Raw genomic sequence first — 16,858 nt, 5'->3', positions numbered from 1 at the left:
AGACCGGAGGTTTGCCGCTCGCTTCCTTCAGATTCCACGTCACCATGGACACCCTTGCGTTGAGCTAACTGTTACTTCTGCCTTCACAGTTCGGGACTTGCACCCTATAGACTACACCCATGCTGGGCGCACATTAATAAATCGCACCACAAGGTAAACTTGTGATGCGATTTATTATTTTCAGCTATTGTACCTCTCAACTGAACAACTTAACCCGAGAGGTACTTGCTCTCATTTTAGTTCTAATTCTGTAGAAATCGGACAATGATCACTGCCCATAATTTCTGAATGAATAGCTGTTGTTTGCAAGGCTGACTGGAGACGCTCTGAAATAATAATGTAATCGATACGCCAGCCGATATTTCGTGCCCGTACATCGCGCATATAAGACCACCATGTATAGTTATCTTTTAGATCGGGATACATAAAGCGAAACGTATCAATGAATCCGGCATCTAACAGCCGCGTCATTTTCCCGCGTTCTTCATTCGTAAATCCCGAATTGCCAATATTAGATTTAACGTTACGAATATCAATTTCTTCATGTGCCACGTTCAAATCTCCACAATAGATGACGGGCTTGATGGCATCTAATGACTGCAAATGCTCAAGTAATTCATCTTCCCATGCCAGTCGAAATGATAATCGCGCTAAGTCCCGTTGTGAATTGGGCGTATAACAATTAACGAGAAAGAACTCTTCAAATTCTAGCGTTAGCACTCGTCCTTCTACTTCGTGGTCTAGATCATTCAATCCATAGCGTACAGAAAGAGGGGATTTCTTCGTAAAGACTGCGGTACCTGAATATCCCTTTTTCGCTGCATAGTTCCAGTAGGATTCATACCCATCGAAAGAAAGGTCGATTTGTCCTTCTTGACATTTGATCTCTTGGACACAAAATATATCTGCCTGTACTTGTTCAAAAAAGTCACTAAAACCTTTTTTTACGCATGCCCTAATACCGTTCACGTTCCAAGATACTACTTTCAATTTTACACAACCCGTCTAAATTAATTGCCGTTAAAACTCACTGCTAGTTTTGCTGCAAGTTCAGCGTTTGACTTCACTAAGGCGATATTGGCCTCCAGACTTTTACCGCCTGTCATTTCCTGAACCTTTTTTAACATATGTGGTGTAAGATACTTTCCGCTAATGCCCATTTGTTCAGCTTCTTTAAGTGCATCTGAAACCAATCCATCCATATACTCCTGATCCATTGCATATTCTTCAGGAATCGGATTCGCGATAATCGCGCTACCCTCCAAGCCTAAATTCCATTTAACGCGCAACATCTCTGCCATCATATCGATTTCATCTATCCGGTAGTCTACATGATGTGCGCTGCTTCTTGCGTAAAAGGCGGGGAATATATCTGTTTGATACCCCATGACTGGAACACCTTTTGTTTCCAAATACTCAAGTGTTTTACCGAGATCCAAAATAGATTTCGCTCCTGAACAAACAACAGCTACATTTGTGCGTGCGAACTCTTCAAGATCTGCAGAAATATCCATCGTTTGTTCCACACCTCTATGCACACCGCCAATGGCCCCAGTCGTGAATACGCGTATTCTCGCTAAGTCAGCAAAGAACATCGATGCAGCAACCGTCGTTGCACCTGGTTTTTTAGTAGCAATTAAGTAACTAATATCGCGTCTAGAAGCTTTGACAACACCTTTGCTATCTCCGAACCGTTCTAGCTCTTCATCAGATAGACCTATTTTTATTTTACCGTCCATAATTGCAATTGTTGCCGGAACCGCACCATGATCGCGCACAATCTGCTGAACTTCCCGTGCAGCTTTCACATTTTCAGGATATGGCATGCCATACGTAATAATTGTGGATTCCAATGCGACTAGCGGCTTGCCATATTTCATCGCTTCTTTCACTTCTTCTGAATACGAAACATATCTTCTCATTATGAATCTTCCCCTTTACCGTTCAATCGCTATATATTCATAATAATCATTATACGCACTTTATTCAATGTTCATCGGCAATTATTTGGTTAATAGAGTAGCTTTCTAAGTCCCATCCAGTCTCCTCGCCTAGTACTAGCTGGGATAAAAGCTTGCCGAGAAGAGGTCCTACTGTTAAACCAGATGAACCAAGACCGTTAGCCATCCAAACTTGCGGGTGATCAGGTAGTTGACCGATGACCGGCATAAAATTCGGTGTATGTGGACGAATACCCACACGGACTTCAGCCAGTACTGCTTCGCTCAGTAAAGGTGCAATGGGTAGAGCATTCGACAACACCTGCAGTATCCCACCAGTGGTCGGTTGAATATTGAAATCATCTGTATCCTCATGTGTTGCGCCCGCAACGAATCTGCCATCTCGGAATGGCACGAGGTACTGAGTACCAGGTGGCATGATGACTGGCCATTCCCCTGACGCTACATGATTTGATTGTAAATGGAGTATTTGTGCTTTCTGTCCTGTCACTTGCAGCTTCTTACCTAAGGGCTCTGTAAATTCACTAGCCCAGGCACCTGACGCTACGATGATTTGATCTCCCTCAATAATTTGCCCCCCGACCATAACACCACAGACTTTTCCTTCTTTTATGTACGGCGATGCAGAGCCTTTTATACTTTGAACACCACGTTGAACTGCCACACGCTCCATTGCTTTAAGTAGTTGATCCCCTTCTACTTTGGCAGCACCTGAAATACGAACAGCTGAATATTCCTCAGATAAAATCGGAAAATAGCTAGCGAGCTGTATTGTATCCAGTAATTCCACTTCCCCGATCTCAGGAGATTGTTCTTTCCTTATATTTAACAACTCGACTTTCTTCTCCAAACGATCTAACTCAGTATGAATCGCCAAGGCACCCACTTTCTTATATCCTGTTTCCACTTCGCCATGCTTTTCTAATGACCGAATGAATTCAGGATAATACGCAGCACCAGCTGATGCTAGGGCATACCATGCTTTGTTTCGTCTTTGAGATGCCCACGGACAAATAATGCCTGCCGCGGCTTTTGTAGCCTGTCCTGGCTCTTGCCTATCGATTAGTACGACTTCTGCTTGTTGGTCGGATAAATGATAAGCAGCGGAAGCACCAACGATACCCCCGCCTATAACTAATACTTTTCTCATGAAAATTTGCTCCTTTATATAATAGTTTTTAAAATCGACAAACTTTTCACTTTATTTTTTCTGAAAAAGCAGTATAATTACACTATTCGGAATTGAACTTTCGGAATATTCTATATCTTGAGGAGTTTTGATGATTATGACGAGATTACCTATGCAAATTCAACTAGCACAAAATAAAAAAGAAAAGCCAGATCCTAGCACTTTAGTTTTTGGGAAAACATTTACAGACCACATGCTCATTATAGACTATGAGGAAGGCAAAGGTTGGCATAATCATCGCATTACTCCTTACGCACCTTTAACACTCGATCCAGCTGCAATCGTTTTACATTACGGTCAAACGGTTTTTGAAGGAATGAAGGCATATCGTTCAGAAGATGGAACCATCCGTTTGTTCCGTCCAGATCAAAATATGAAGCGTTTGAATTATTCGCTCGATCGTCTATGTATGCCACGGATTGATGAAAAGAACGCATTGTACGCGCTGAACCAATTGTTGCAAACCGAGCAGGATTGGATTCCTACACTAGAAGGAACATCATTATATATCCGCCCATTTGTCATTGCAACAGAAGCCTTCCTAGGTGTAGCGCCAGCTAAAAAATATCAATTTTTCATGATTCTGTCCCCTGTTGGCTCTTACTATAAAGAAGGGATTCATCCAGTTAAAATCCTCGTCGAAAATGAATTCGTCCGTGCTGCAAAAGGCGGAACGGGTAGCGCTAAAACTGCTGGCAACTACGCAGCGGCTTTAAAGGCACAGGAGACAGCAGACAAACAAGGCTACTCACAAGTTTTATGGCTCGATAGTGTCGAGCGTAAATACGTGGAAGAAGTAGGAAGTATGAATATTTTTTTCAAGATCAACGGTGAAATTGTAACGCCTGCAATCAACGGCAGTATTCTTGAGGGAATTACACGAAAATCCATTTTACAGTTGCTAAGACATTGGAATATGCCAGTTGCAGAGCGTCAAATCTCAATGGATGAAATCCGATCTGCCTATGAAAGCGGTGAACTTGAAGAAGTATTCGGTACAGGCACAGCTGCTGTTATTTCTCCAGTCGGCGAACTGAATTGGGATGGTTATAAAATGATCATTGGCAACGGTGAAACAGGGGAACTATCTACCCGTCTATATAACACGTTAACGAATATCCAAACAGGCAAAGAACAAGATCCATTTGGTTGGGTATATGAAATTAAGAAAAGTATGGCACGGCTTGCTTAAGACATTGAAAAGCCCCCGTTTTCCACAACTGGAAAGCGGGGGCTGTTGTTTATACAGAAAGTAAAGCTGCATCATTCGTAAGTTGTTCTCCACGAATACGCTGAAATTCATCCATCAATTTCGCAATAGTTAAATGCTGTTTCTGTTCTTCTTCTACCTCAAGAATAATTTGGCCTTTATCCATCATAATTAACCGATTTCCAAGGTCAAGTGCCTGTTGCATGTTATGCGTTACCATTAACGTCGTCAGCCGATCCTTCTCAACTAATCGTTTCGTTAAATCGGTGATTAACTCTGCGCGGGACGGATCGAGTGCTGCGGTATGCTCATCCAACAACAAAATAGAAGGTTGCGTAAAGGTCGCCATCAATAATGACAACGCTTGACGTTCACCACCGGACAATAGTCCAACATTCGCTGTCATCCGATTTTCAAGATTCAAATGCAATGTTTCCAGTGAGGTTCGGAATAAGTCTTTCCGTTTCTTATCTACTCCACGATGCAATGAACGCCGTCGATTGCGAGAATAAGCCATCGCCAAATTTTCTTCAATCGTCATCGTCGGTGCTGTACCTGACATCGGATCTTGGAATACTCGTCCTATCATTTTGGATCGTTTGAACTCTGCCAAACGTGTAACATCTTTGTTATTGATATAAATAGAACCAAAATCCGGTGTCAATGCGCCGGATATCATATTCATCATGGTAGATTTTCCTGCACCGTTACTCCCTATGACTGTTACGAAATCACCCGGTTGTAAATGTAAGTTAATTTGGTCCAGCGCTACTTTCTCATCCGGAGTCGATTCATTAAATACTTTATTGACTTGATCCAGTTTCAACAACGCTATGACCTCCTTGTGATGATTTCATCGCCATTCGTTCAGATTGTCTTTTCGCTTTACGCGCTTTTTCCCGTCTTTTTTCGAGAATCTGCGGAATAATTAATGCCGCAATTACGATGACTGCAGTAATTAATTTCATATCACCTGAATCGAGAATCTTCACTTTCAATGACAGTCCGAGTACGATTCTATAGATTACGGCACCAATGACGACGGCCATTGTTGTACGGAAAATGGTTTTCGTCCCGAATATCGCTTCACCGATAATAACAGAAGCTAATCCGATGATGATCATACCAATTCCCATTCCATTATCAGCGAATTTTCCATACTGTGCAATCAATGAACCTGCGAAAGCAACTAGTGCATTGGAAATTCCTAATCCGAGAATAACAAGAGTATCTGTATTGGCAGAGAAACTACGAATCATTTTTTTATTATCACCAGTTGCACGGATGGCTAAACCAACTTCGGTTTGCAAAAACCAGTCCGCTATGAATTTAATGAGAACCACAACTAGGATCATCAAAACTAATGTTCCCCAAGTCGATGGTAAATGTTCCAAGCCAAGTCCCATTAGGAAACCATTGATGGTTTCATCAACTCCAAGAGTACTCCAGAAACCTTGGAACTTACTGAAAATCGTTTCTGAATTTAAAAGCGGAATATTCGGACGACCCACTGAATTTTCTGTCGTCAGTCCCATTATCCGAAGGTTTATCGAGTAAAGAGCTATCATCATGAGGATTCCGGATAGAAGTGGATTGATTTTTCCTTTGGTATGTAATAAACCAGTTATACACCCAGCAAAAAAGCCAACCAGGATTGCGGTAAGTGTTGCAACAAGTGGATGATAATCAAATACAATCATCGTAGCCGCTACTGCTGCGCCTGTTACAAAACTTCCGTCCACTGTTAAATCTGGAAAATCAAGCACCCGGAATGTTAGATACACTCCGAGTGCCATGATCGCATAGATGATACCCTGCTCAACTGAGCCAAATACAGCTGAAAACATGCAAGATCATCTCCTAATTTTATTTATTTTGCAATCTCGGCATTCCACTCATCTTGAATCTTCAAACCGATTGCGTCTGCAGTCTCTTCATTCATCACTAGCTTCAAGTTCTGTGGTAATTGGACAGGTAATGATTCAGGCGTTTCTTCACCTTTTAGAATCTTTACTGCCATTTCACCCGCTTCATATCCGATATCGTAATACTCAAAGCCGTATGCTCCAAGTCCACCACGTTTCACAGAATCAAATTCACCCACCATCATCGGAATCTTATTGTCATTCGCAACAGAGATGACTGATTCAAGTGCTGATACTACAGTGTTATCCGTAATGATATAAAATGAATCTACTGAACCAATCAAAGATTCGGCTGCTTGCTTTACATCTGCTGAAGTTGCAACGGATGCTTCTACAACTTCCATATCCATATCTGCAAGAATTCCTTTTACATGATCCACTTGTAGGCGGGAGTTTTGCTCCCCTGAGTTAAATATCATTCCTACTTTTTTTGCACCCACGTTTTCTTTCAAGAACTTCATTGTGTTTGGAATGGCATCAGGATGATTATCAGTAGTGCCTGTAACATTGCCGCCCGGCTCTTCATTGGATGCAACAAGTTCCGCTGCTACTGCATCTGTAACTGATGTGAAGATGATCGGAATGTCTTGTGTCGCGCTAGCTGCCGCTTGTGCACTTGGTGTAGAGTTAGCAAATATTAAATCGACGCCTGCGCCTGCCAAGTTGTTTGCAATGGTTGAGTTGGAACTATTATCATTTTGCGCATTTTGCTTATCGTATTCTACATTCAATCCAGCATCTTCAATTGCCTTTTGAAACCCTTCAAACGCCGCATCTAAAGACGGGTGTTCAACAATTTGTGTCACACCAATTATGTATTTTTCTTCAGTGCTTGCTTTATCATTATTCTTATCATCTGCTACAGGATCAGATGACTCCCCTTTTCCACCACACGCAGCAAGAATGAGCACAATACTAAATAGTGCTACTGCATAAGTCACCCAATGTTTCTTCATGTAAATCCCCCTCGACTATGATCTATTACCCTTTCGATGTATGTAGAAAAGATAATAATTATACGTAATCGTACCCTTTACAATGTTATTCGTCAATGCATTATTCAATATTTTGTGTGAATTCTCAAAAGTTAATGAACTACCTGATATAATTCTCCATATATTAAGATAACTTACAGGAAAACAAATTAATCTACATAAAAAATAGTGACGCGATTATACCATTCGCATCACTATTTTTGGTTATTTATTTAACTCGTAATTCAGGAATCTCTTTGTACGTAATTCTTTCGGTGATTTGATTACTTCATCTGGAGTACCCGCTTCAACAATCTTTCCATCGTCCATAAAGATCACATGATTAGCCACATTGCTTGCGAATTCCATCTCATGCGTCACCACAATCATCGTCATATGCTCTTCCGCAAGATTTCTCATCACTTCCAATACTTCTTTCGTCAATTGCGGATCTAAAGCGGAAGTCGGTTCATCGAATAATAAAATATCCGGATTCATCATCAACGCTCTCGCAATCGCAACACGTTGTTTCTGACCACCCGAAAGTCTCGAAGGTAATTCATCAGCCTTTGAAGCCAACCCCACTTTTTCTAGCAATTCGATACTTCTATGCCCATAATCTTCGACTTTTTCTTTCTTCACCAGTTTCGGTGCTAGTTCCAAGTTCTGCTTTACAGTTAAATGAGGAAATAGGTTAAATTGTTGAAATACCATTCCCATTTTGGAGTTGATCATTTTACTATCGGTAGGATTTGTGTAAATGCCATCTTTAACTAGGTAATCTCCATCCACGATAATACTACCGCCACCAACTTGCTCCAATTGAATTAGACTTCTTAACATTGTACTCTTTCCAGAACCCGAAGGTCCGATAATTGCCATGACATCATTTTTTTGAACATCAAACGATATATCCTTCAATACTTCCAATGGACCGAATGATTTCTGTAAGTTGCGTACTTCTATGAAAGACATAATTTCCTCTCCTCATTCGTATTGCAGCTTTCTTTCTAAATACTTGAAGACTATAGTCAATCCGAATGCAATCAGCAGGTAGATCCCAGCTGCAATGAAGAACGGTATGATTGTGAAGTCTCTGTTTACGACTGTTTGCGCATAGTGTAGAAGTTCTGGAACTGCTACCGCATATAATAGCGCCGTATCCTTTACTAACGATACCGATTCATTTGCAATAGGTGGTAGCGTTACACGAAACATCTGTGGTAGGATGACGCGCACAGTCGTTTGCCATTTCGATAATCCAAGTACTTTCGAAGCTTCGTATTGCCCTTTATCAATGGAGATCAAACCACCTCGGAATATTTCAGCAAAGTACGCTGAATAGTTCAAAATGAACGCTAGTGTAGCTGCTACAAAACGATCAAGAACTAAATACTCACCAATTACCGGCAGAAGTGGTAAACCAAATACAAAGAACAATAGCTGTAATAACAAAGGAGTCCCACGCATGACGTATATAAAAGTCTGCGCCAAATAAGAAATTGGTTTAATACTACTTCTTACGGCAAGTGTCAGCAAGAATCCGAGTGGAATAGATAAGACGATCGCTATTACAAATAATAGTACAGTCGCTTTCGCTCCTTCCAACATAGGAATCAGCATAGACATAAAATATTCATAACTCATTAGTTAATTCCTCCAAAAAACCATTCAAGATTTTATGTACTTCTCTTACAATACGCATACCAACGGAAGTCGCAAATGCAACTTCCGTTGACATAACTTATTCTACAACTCAACGAAGAACTTTGTCTTCTCCGAACCATTCTGTGGAGATTTCAGCTGAAGTACCATCTTCATTCATCGTATCCAATGCTTTTTGAAGATTTTCAAGCAATTCTTCATTGCCTTTCTTCACTCCAACGCCATATTCTTCCACTGCCAATGATCCGTCAAGTTTCGTAAAGACCCCTTCTTCAGTTGTCATATAGTAATCAATGACGACTTCATCAAGTACTACTGCATCTAGACGACCTGTTTTCAAATCTGTTAACGCTAGAACATTGTCTGCAAATTCTGTGATGTTTTTTATTTTTTCGTGGATTGGGTGACTTTCTAATGCTGGTCCGGCAGATGATAATGCTTGAACACCTACAGTTTTTCCATCTAGGTCTTCAATTGTTTTCACATCAGAATCTACTAACGTCACAACGACTTGATTATTATCCAAATAAGGCTTCGTGAATAATACTTTTTCTTGACGTTCTTTTGTGATGGTATAGCCGTTCCAAATTAAATCGATTCTTCCACTGCTAAGTTCTGTTTCCTTCGTTTTCCAGTCAATAGGCTGGAATTTTGCAGTAGCGCCCATATGCTCAGCCGCTGCTGTTGCCATGTCAATATCGAAACCTACTAAATTATTTTTATCGTCACGGAATCCCATAGGTGCAAATTTGTCATCTACACCGATGATAATTTCTTTCGTTTCTTTGTTATCTGCATCCGCGGGTGATTTGCCCCCCTCAGACGACTTGCCCGAACATCCAGCCAGCAGTAGGAATAATGCTGCAAATAATAAAGCAATGGTTGTCTTTTTCATTATTTTTCCTCTTTTCTTAATTCTTTAGTACGTTAATGAGTTAGTATACTATAAAAATAACATTAGATGCACGAAATGAAAAGTAGTAAAATGAAAAAACTGAAGGTAATCTCCATATGTCTGGAGTTATCTTCAGTCTATGAATAATCTGTGTCTATTTTTTTGTTATTTACTTCTCCTAAACACTTTGTGGCCATCGTATGAAAAGACCAAAGGTTTGTTCTCAAGTATTGTTTCGATATGCACGATACGTCCCCACAGTTGATGAATATGCGGTAAAACATGTTCCAAGTACGGGAGATCAAGTTCAGTGTCTTCATAGCGGTGAACAAGATACAATTCCCCATTTCGCATATAATCTCCATCGTCTACTACTATATAAGGAAAGCCACCGTTCACTCTCTGTCCAATTAGTTGATTCCGAACAGCATCGGTCTGTTTATCAGAGATTTTGTATTGGTCTTCCTGCTTTTGAAACACGTACAGATCTTCTTGTTTAATTAGGTCATCGGTCAAATAATTTCGAATGAACGATGTGTCATTTTCAATTTCACGCGCTTCAAATATTTTTTCGCGTCCCGTCACCATCTCTTCACCACGTGAAGTAGCTTCCTTAGCTAGTATATCGTACCGTTTCTCTATATCTTCATATATTTTGACACCGAGGTAATATGGATTAATTGAAGTCTTGGAAGGCTGCAGAACACTAGCATTAAGTTTTGCGAACTCAATTGTCTCTGAAGGCGTTAAATCCATTTGTCGAAGAATCGTTTGATGCCAATAAGATGCCCAACCTTCATTCATGATTTTCGTTTCCAACTGTGGCCAAAAATAAAGCATCTCTTCACGTAACATCGTCAGAATGTCCGCTTGCCATTCCGTTAGATTACGACTGTTTTCAAGAATAAATAATAGGATGTCTTTTTCTGGTTCTTTCGGATTCTTTTTGTGCATTTCAATCGCTTGTTGTCCAGGTATTTTCCGTTGATCAAGGTCCCATAAATCTTCATATGCGCTTCTTCGGGGTTGTTGGTCAATAAAAGATGACGGAATGATGTCCCGCATCATACTTGGATCCACATGTTCTTGAATGGCTAATACCGCGTCAAGAAATGTTTCCACACATTTCTTACCATAGCGTACTTCATAGTCCGCAATTCGTTCGGCTGTAGCTGCCATGCTTTCAACCATGTCTTTACGCGTTTTTGAAAAATAGGTATTATTTTTGAAGAAATCACAATGCGCCAATACATGCGCAATGATTAATTTATTTTGAATTAAACTATTCGTATTCAATAAAAATGCGTAACACGGATTTGAATTGATAACGAGCTCATATATCTTGCTTAATCCGATATCATATTGCAACTTCATCTTATGGAATTGCTTACCAAAACTCCAATGTGTAAAACGCGTAGGCATTCCATAGGCACCAAATGTATACAGTATATCTGCTGGACAAATCTCATACCTCATCGGATAAAAGTCGAGTCCAAATCCACTGGCAATCTCCGTGATCTCATCAATTGCATAATATAATGCCTGTTGATCAGTCAGCGTAATCCCTCCGTTCGCTTTTCGAAGAACTTCTTGAGCGCAAAGTAGACATCGCGGTTTTTTTGCAAAATATAATAATTGAATTTGGGATGTTCAATTGATTTATACGCGGACATCAACGTGGACATTCTACGATGCTCATTGACTTCGGCATAACCAAACATATTCGATATCGCCAATAATTCATCCACGTGTTCCAAACATTTCTTATTGTCACTTGTCATATTTTCCCCGTCCGAAAAGTGTACAGGATAGATATTATAACTAGTGGGTGGATAAAATTCTTTAATAACTTCCAATGCTTTACTATAAGCTGATGAACATCTGGTTCCGCCACTTTCCCCTTTGTTGAAGAAATTTTCCTCAGATACTACTTTCGCTTCCGTATGGTGCGCAATGAATTCGATTTCTACCGTCTCATACTTTGTCCGTAAAAACTTCGTCATCCAAAAGAAGAAACTTCGTGCCATATATTTCTCAAATTTGCCCATTGAACCACTCGTGTCCATCATGGCGATGACAACCGCTTTAGACTGTGGTTTCTCTACGGGATTCCATGTTTTAAATCGTAGATCGTCTTCCAGAATCGGTGCGACCTCAGCTTTCCCATTTATCGCATTACGTTTAATGGCAGATAACAATGTTCGTTTTTTATCAATATTACCGATTAATCCTTTTTTACGAATGTCTGTGAAATCAATGTCTTCAAGCGTTGTTACCGATTGTTCTTTCTGCTCTAAGTCCGGTAGCTCCAATTCTTTAAAGAACATCTCTTCCAACTCTTCTATCGAGACCTCTGTTTCATAGATATCTTGCCCTGGTTGATCACCCGCTTCTTTTCCTTCACCTGGCTGTGCTTTCTTTTCTCCTTGCGCCACTACGTCCCCTACCGCACTGTCGCCATCACCTTGACCAACATGCTTGGACTTGTCGTGGTTGTAGCGAATTTTAAATTCATCTAATGAGCGAATTGGTATTTTGACCATGTCTTTTCCATTTGATAGTATAATGTTCTCTTCACTGATTAAGTCAGGTAAGTTACTTTTTAGTACTTCATTTATTTTATCTAGGTGGCGTTGCTGATCTTGGTGGCCTTTGCGATGGAGAGACCAATTTTCTTCAGTGACAACGAATCGACTTTTCTGGTTTTCTTCCACTCGTATCCCCGCCTATCTCTCGAACAATTTGTTTCCTTATCATATGCGGCAGCTGATTGAATATTTACAAAACGGCAACAAAACTAAAAAGAGACCTCGTGTATTGAGGTCTCTGAATTCAAGATTCACTAGCTGGAATTAGACTTAGGCAGTGGATTTGGGTAATAATTTATTGACGTGTATTAAAGCTAGGCTTGTGTTCGTTTTCCGACTTGAACTTAGACATGACTTGAAATAAGTATAGTCACAACAAAAATACACACTACCTATGATGACTAGTTTAAGTCATTACGCCGAGCGGCAAGCTTTTCAAGCTGTAGTTGCAACCCCAACGTAGACATTAATTCTATTCATATTTCCTAATCGGCTTACCGATTTAACAAACTTCCAACGTAACGCAGAAGATCGTTTGCTGAGACGGAATTGTAGCCATGTTCGTCTACTAGGCGCGCTACGACTTCATTCATCTTCTTCAATTGTGTCTCGTCGGGTGTAGTAGATGTTGTAGTAATCTTCACGACGTCCTTTAGATCGGTGAATAATTTTTTCTGAATTGCTTCACGCAAGCGGTCATGGGAACGGTAGTCGAAGCGCTGGTGTTTTCTAGCGTATGCGGAGATACGAATAAGGATTTCTTCACGGAATGCCTTTTTCGCATTTTCCGAAATTCCTATCTGCTCTTCTAACGAACGCATCAACTTTTCATCAGGGTTAATTTCCTCTCCCGTCAGCGTGTCGCGTAGTTTATTTTTATTGCAGTATGCTTCGACGTTATCCAAGTAATTATCCATTAAAGTTTTTGCAGACTCTTCATAAGAATAAACAAAAGCTTTCTGAACTTCTTTTTTCGCGATTTCGTCATACTCTTTACGCGCCATTGAAATATAATTCATATACGTGTCACGGTCCTCACTTGAAATGGAGGCGTGTTGATCGAAGCCATCTTTTAACGCACGTAATACGTCTAGTGCATTGATACTTGGGACTTCTTTTCGGATAATCGCTGAAGAAATACGATTGATGACGTAGCGTGGATCGATTCCGTCCATACCTTCATCTATAAATTCGTTCTTCAGTTCTTCCGCATCTGCATCGTTAAACCCTTCAACATTCTGTCCATCATACAGGCGCAATTTCTTTAATCGATCGATGCCTTGTTTTTTCGACGCTTTCAAACGTGTCAAAACAGAAAAAATAGCAGCCACTCGCAATGCATGCGGCGCAATGTGGACGTGAGCCATATCACTGTCACGAATCATTTTTTCATAGATCTTTTCTTCCGCACTTACTTTCAGATTGTATGGAACAGGAATGACGATTAATCTTGAATGAAGTGCTTCGTTCTTTTTATTACTAATAAATGAACGATATTCCGTTTCATTAGTATGAGCAACGATTAGTTCATCTGCACTAATCAGCGCAAACCTTCCTGCTTTAAAGTTTCCTTCTTGTGTTAAGGATAATAAATGCCAAAGAAACTTTTCATCGAGTTTCAGCATCTCTTGGAATTCCATCATGCCACGATTCGCTTTATTCAATTCCCCATCAAATCGGTACGCACGTGGATCTGACTCTGAACCATATTCAGCAATTGTGGAGAAGTCTATACTTCCGGTTAAATCAGCAATGTCTTGTGACTTCGGATCGGATGGTGTAAATGTTCCAATCCCAACACGGCGATCTTCCGAGAACAGAATGCGTTCCACTAGTACATTTTCAATTTTACCTTCAAATTCTTCTTCCAGTCGCAATTGATTTAAAGGAGATAAACTACCTTCGATTCGTATACCATACTCTTCAAAAAATGACTTCCTTAAAGATTCCGGAATCAAGTGTAAAGGGTCTTCATGCATCGGACACCCCTTAATAGCATAAACCGCTCCTTCATCCGTTCGAGAATAGGCTTCTAGCCCACGTTTTAACATCGTCACAATAGTAGATTTACCACCACTAACAGGTCCCATCAATAACAATACACGCTTCTTTACATCCAAACGCTTTGCTGCTGGATGAAAATATTCTTCTACCAAACGTTCGATAGACTCTTCCAGACCAAATAACTCTTCATCAAAGAAATTATAAATTTTCTTGCCGTCTCTTTTTTCAATTCCTGCACTTTTTATCATTTCATAAATACGAGAATGAGCGGTCTGTGCAACTTCTTTCCGCTCTTTTATTAATTCCAGATATTCCAAAAATGTACCTTCCCACTTCAACTGATTTTCTTCTTTGCGATAATTATGCAACTGACGAATGATATCCAACATATCTCCTCCAATTAGGCTATGATGTATTATCTTATGTTCATGAAGTGTAAAAGATTCATCACGTACATTGGAAGAAAAATTGAAAAGCTTATATTGCCACTACTTTCTTTTTTAAAATTCCGTTAAGATAGAATAAACACGTTTGAAAAAGGGGAGTTTTATGCGCAAACAACATAAAAAGGAAACTGTAGGACATTTACTTAGACGCTACTTATTCATCTCAATTGGCGTCGTAATTACAGCAGTTGCGTTAGATTTATTCCTAATCCCTAACTCCGTAATTGACGGTGGCATCATCGGGATCGCACTCATATTGAATTTCATCTCTGGAGTACCTTTTGGTATTTTGATTTTGATCTTAAACTTGCCCTTCTTATTTTTCGGGTATAAACATATCGGCAAGAACTTCTTCTTCTCCTCTTCCTATTCGATTGCTTTGCTTGCCATTGTGGAATTCCCACTTAAAACTCTAGGTCCATTTGTAACAGACTCACTGTTAGCTACAGTCTTTGGAGGATTGTTGCTAGGGGCGGGTGTCGGAACCATCATACGGAATGGCGGGGCGCTTGACGGAACGGAGATTCTCGGCATTTTACTTACAAAAAAAATCCCCTACAGTGTTGGGGAATTCGTGATGTTCTTCAACCTTTTCATCTTTGGATGGGCAGGCTTTGTACTCGGACCAGAAAAAGCGATGTACTCGATCATTACATACTATATCGCTTCAAAAGCGATCGACATTGTGATCCAAGGCTTAGACGAAACCAAGGCTGTCTTTATTATTTCCGATGAATACCATGAGCTTAAGGAGGCGATTCGTCTGCGACTCGGCCGCAGCGTTACCATGTTGCACGGTCGCGGCGGCTATACAGACAATGAAAAAGACGTGATCTATGTAGTCGTGACAAGGCTAGAAATTTCCAAGCTTAAACAAATCACTACTGATATAGACCCTAATGCTTTTCTGACCATCATGAATACACATGAAACGCATGGAGCGACCTTCAAATCACCTATACATTAAAGAAACCGCCACTCATTCGAGTGGCGGTTTCGTGTCTCTTAATGGAAGACAATGGTTTTATTGTTCTCTACAATTACTCGATCTTCAAGATGCCACTTTACTGCACGTGCAAGAACACGTCGTTCGATAGTTCGGCCAATCTTCTTCAATTGAACAATATCGTCCCGGTGATCCACACGCTCGATATCTTGTTCAATGATTGGACCTTCATCTAAGTCATTCGTTACATAATGTGACGTTGCCCCAATCAGTTTTACACCGCGTCCAAATGCTCTTTCATAAGGACGTGCACCGATGAAGGCTGGTAAGAAGGAATGATGGATATTGATAATCTGATTCGGGAAGTGACGGACGAATTCAGGTGTAAGTATTTGCATATAGCGTGCTAATACGAGTACATCTACGTCGTATTCTTCCATTAACTTCACTTGCTGTCTCTCTACATCTTGACGTATGTCCTTGTTCGCCGGGATGTAATGGAAAGGTATACCAAGTGCTTCAACCATTCCGCGCGCATCTTCATGGTTACTGATCACTACAACGATATCAGTATTTAAATCACCATTCTGCCATTCCCATAGTAATTCCATTAAACAATACGGTTCTTTGGAAACGAAAATGGCCGTTCGCTTTAGTTCCACTGCGTATGAAAAGCGATAGTCCATCTCATGTTGTTTCGCAATGTACTTGAAATCCTCTTCTATTTCTTCTTTTTTATCCAATAAATTGTCTAAATGGAAGGCGATACGTAGATAGAACGTGCCACCCTCCGGATCCGTTGAGTATTGGCTAGATTCTACGATATTGGCTTCGTATTGCAGCAAAAATGTTGAGACTGCGGATACAATTCCTGGTTTATCGGGGCATTGTATAAGCAGTCTACCGATGTTTTTCTGTGCTGTTGATTGTTCTTCTAAATGTGTTGCAATTTTACTTTGGGCTGACATGTTTTCATCTCCTACAAATAATGTTACTGAAAGAATAAGTTCCCCAGCCAGAATGGCCAGGGATCGGGTGAACTCTTCTAATACAGT

At 40.4% G+C, this 16,858-nt stretch carries 15 protein-coding genes; 2 read left to right on the top strand and 13 right to left on the bottom strand.

What is annotated here, in order from left to right:
- Positions 1-231: 231 nt before the first annotated feature.
- The 3 genes from CSV67_RS07785 to CSV67_RS07775 all read right to left on the bottom strand — a co-directional run bounded on the left by CSV67_RS07785 (position 232) and on the right by CSV67_RS07775 (position 3,111).
- Complete coding sequence (locus CSV67_RS07785; RefSeq protein ID WP_099631021.1) at positions 232-990, bottom strand: exodeoxyribonuclease III; 759 nt, start codon at positions 988-990, stop codon at positions 232-234.
- Between the two features lie 20 nt (positions 991-1,010).
- Positions 1,011-1,922 (bottom strand): pseudouridine-5'-phosphate glycosidase, encoded by a 912-nt coding sequence (locus CSV67_RS07780; protein ID WP_099631020.1) that lies wholly within the window; start codon positions 1,920-1,922, stop codon positions 1,011-1,013.
- Positions 1,923-1,986: 64 nt separating this feature from the next.
- Positions 1,987-3,111 (bottom strand): NAD(P)/FAD-dependent oxidoreductase, encoded by a 1,125-nt coding sequence (locus CSV67_RS07775; RefSeq protein ID WP_099631019.1) that lies wholly within the window; start codon positions 3,109-3,111, stop codon positions 1,987-1,989.
- A gap of 130 nt (positions 3,112-3,241) precedes the next feature.
- On the opposite strand from CSV67_RS07775, the gene CSV67_RS07770 reads away from it, so the two are divergent.
- A complete protein-coding gene (locus CSV67_RS07770; protein WP_369803159.1) occupies positions 3,242-4,342 on the top strand; it encodes a branched-chain amino acid aminotransferase in 1,101 nt (366 codons plus the stop codon).
- A 49-nt stretch (positions 4,343-4,391) separates the two neighbouring features.
- Here the strand turns inward: CSV67_RS07770 and CSV67_RS07765 are convergent, their stop codons facing one another.
- The 9 genes from CSV67_RS07765 to CSV67_RS07725 all read right to left on the bottom strand — a co-directional run bounded on the left by CSV67_RS07765 (position 4,392) and on the right by CSV67_RS07725 (position 14,800).
- On the bottom strand, positions 4,392-5,189 hold the full coding sequence (locus tag CSV67_RS07765) for an ABC transporter ATP-binding protein (RefSeq protein ID WP_099631017.1): 798 nt from the start codon (positions 5,187-5,189) through the stop codon (positions 4,392-4,394).
- Complete coding sequence (locus tag CSV67_RS07760; protein ID WP_099631016.1) at positions 5,164-6,207, bottom strand: ABC transporter permease; 1,044 nt, start codon at positions 6,205-6,207, stop codon at positions 5,164-5,166. Before CSV67_RS07760 ends, CSV67_RS07765 begins: the two co-directional genes overlap by 26 nt.
- A 23-nt stretch (positions 6,208-6,230) precedes the next feature.
- Positions 6,231-7,241, bottom strand: a complete 1,011-nt coding sequence (locus tag CSV67_RS07755) for an ABC transporter substrate-binding protein (protein ID WP_099631015.1) — start codon at positions 7,239-7,241, stop codon at positions 6,231-6,233.
- Between the two features lie 243 nt (positions 7,242-7,484).
- Positions 7,485-8,234, bottom strand: coding sequence for an amino acid ABC transporter ATP-binding protein (locus tag CSV67_RS07750; protein WP_099631014.1), 750 nt, complete (start codon positions 8,232-8,234; stop codon positions 7,485-7,487).
- A gap of 12 nt (positions 8,235-8,246) precedes the next feature.
- Positions 8,247-8,906, bottom strand: a complete 660-nt coding sequence (locus tag CSV67_RS07745; RefSeq protein WP_099631013.1) for an amino acid ABC transporter permease — start codon at positions 8,904-8,906, stop codon at positions 8,247-8,249.
- Positions 8,907-9,015: 109 nt separating this feature from the next.
- A complete protein-coding gene (locus tag CSV67_RS07740; RefSeq protein WP_099631012.1) occupies positions 9,016-9,819 on the bottom strand; it encodes an amino acid ABC transporter substrate-binding protein in 804 nt (267 codons plus the stop codon).
- Between the two features lie 165 nt (positions 9,820-9,984).
- Positions 9,985-11,376 carry a SpoVR family protein gene (locus CSV67_RS07735; protein WP_099631011.1) on the bottom strand — a complete coding sequence of 464 codons (1,392 nt, stop codon included), beginning with the start codon at positions 11,374-11,376 and terminating at the stop codon, positions 9,985-9,987.
- Positions 11,373-12,533 carry a sporulation protein YhbH gene (yhbH, locus tag CSV67_RS07730; RefSeq protein ID WP_099631010.1) on the bottom strand — a complete coding sequence of 387 codons (1,161 nt, stop codon included), beginning with the start codon at positions 12,531-12,533 and terminating at the stop codon, positions 11,373-11,375. Before yhbH ends, CSV67_RS07735 begins: the two co-directional genes overlap by 4 nt.
- Positions 12,534-12,901: 368 nt before the next feature.
- On the bottom strand, positions 12,902-14,800 hold the full coding sequence (locus CSV67_RS07725) for a PrkA family serine protein kinase (protein WP_369803158.1): 1,899 nt from the start codon (positions 14,798-14,800) through the stop codon (positions 12,902-12,904).
- 160 nt (positions 14,801-14,960) lie between these two features.
- Here CSV67_RS07725 and CSV67_RS07720 point away from each other — a divergent pair, with 160 nt between their 5' ends.
- Entirely contained in the window at positions 14,961-15,824 is an 864-nt protein-coding gene (locus CSV67_RS07720) for a YitT family protein (protein ID WP_099631008.1), read from the top strand.
- Positions 15,825-15,862: 38 nt separating this feature from the next.
- On the opposite strand, the gene purU is transcribed toward CSV67_RS07720, so the two are convergent.
- Complete coding sequence (gene purU / locus CSV67_RS07715) at positions 15,863-16,771, bottom strand: formyltetrahydrofolate deformylase (RefSeq protein WP_099631007.1); 909 nt, start codon at positions 16,769-16,771, stop codon at positions 15,863-15,865.
- Positions 16,772-16,858 lie beyond the last annotated feature (87 nt).

The sequence above is a fragment of the Sporosarcina sp. P2 genome, assembly GCF_002743255.1.
Classification (GTDB): Bacteria; Bacillota; Bacilli; order Bacillales_A; family Planococcaceae; genus Sporosarcina.
Note: the sequence above shows the minus strand (reverse complement) of the source record. Positions and strands in the feature narration are given on the sequence as shown.

Excerpts from the sequence above, each read along its gene's own strand:
- CSV67_RS07780 (WP_099631020.1), bottom strand. The coding sequence starts at position 1,922 with ATGAGAAGATATGTTTCGTATTCAGAAGAAGTGAAAGAAGCGATGAAA.
- CSV67_RS07775 (WP_099631019.1), bottom strand. The coding sequence starts at position 3,111 with ATGAGAAAAGTATTAGTTATAGGCGGGGGTATCGTTGGTGCTTCCGCT.
- CSV67_RS07770 (WP_369803159.1), top strand. The coding sequence starts at position 3,242 with ATGATTATGACGAGATTACCTATGCAAATTCAACTAGCACAAAATAAA.
- CSV67_RS07760 (WP_099631016.1), bottom strand. The coding sequence starts at position 6,207 with ATGTTTTCAGCTGTATTTGGCTCAGTTGAGCAGGGTATCATCTATGCG.
- CSV67_RS07755 (WP_099631015.1), bottom strand. The coding sequence starts at position 7,241 with ATGAAGAAACATTGGGTGACTTATGCAGTAGCACTATTTAGTATTGTG.
- CSV67_RS07750 (WP_099631014.1), bottom strand. The coding sequence starts at position 8,234 with ATGTCTTTCATAGAAGTACGCAACTTACAGAAATCATTCGGTCCATTG.
- CSV67_RS07745 (WP_099631013.1), bottom strand. The coding sequence starts at position 8,906 with ATGAGTTATGAATATTTTATGTCTATGCTGATTCCTATGTTGGAAGGA.
- CSV67_RS07740 (WP_099631012.1), bottom strand. The coding sequence starts at position 9,819 with ATGAAAAAGACAACCATTGCTTTATTATTTGCAGCATTATTCCTACTG.
- CSV67_RS07725 (WP_369803158.1), bottom strand. The coding sequence starts at position 14,800 with ATGTTGGATATCATTCGTCAGTTGCATAATTATCGCAAAGAAGAAAAT.
- CSV67_RS07720 (WP_099631008.1), top strand. The coding sequence starts at position 14,961 with ATGCGCAAACAACATAAAAAGGAAACTGTAGGACATTTACTTAGACGC.
- purU (WP_099631007.1), bottom strand. The coding sequence starts at position 16,771 with ATGTCAGCCCAAAGTAAAATTGCAACACATTTAGAAGAACAATCAACA.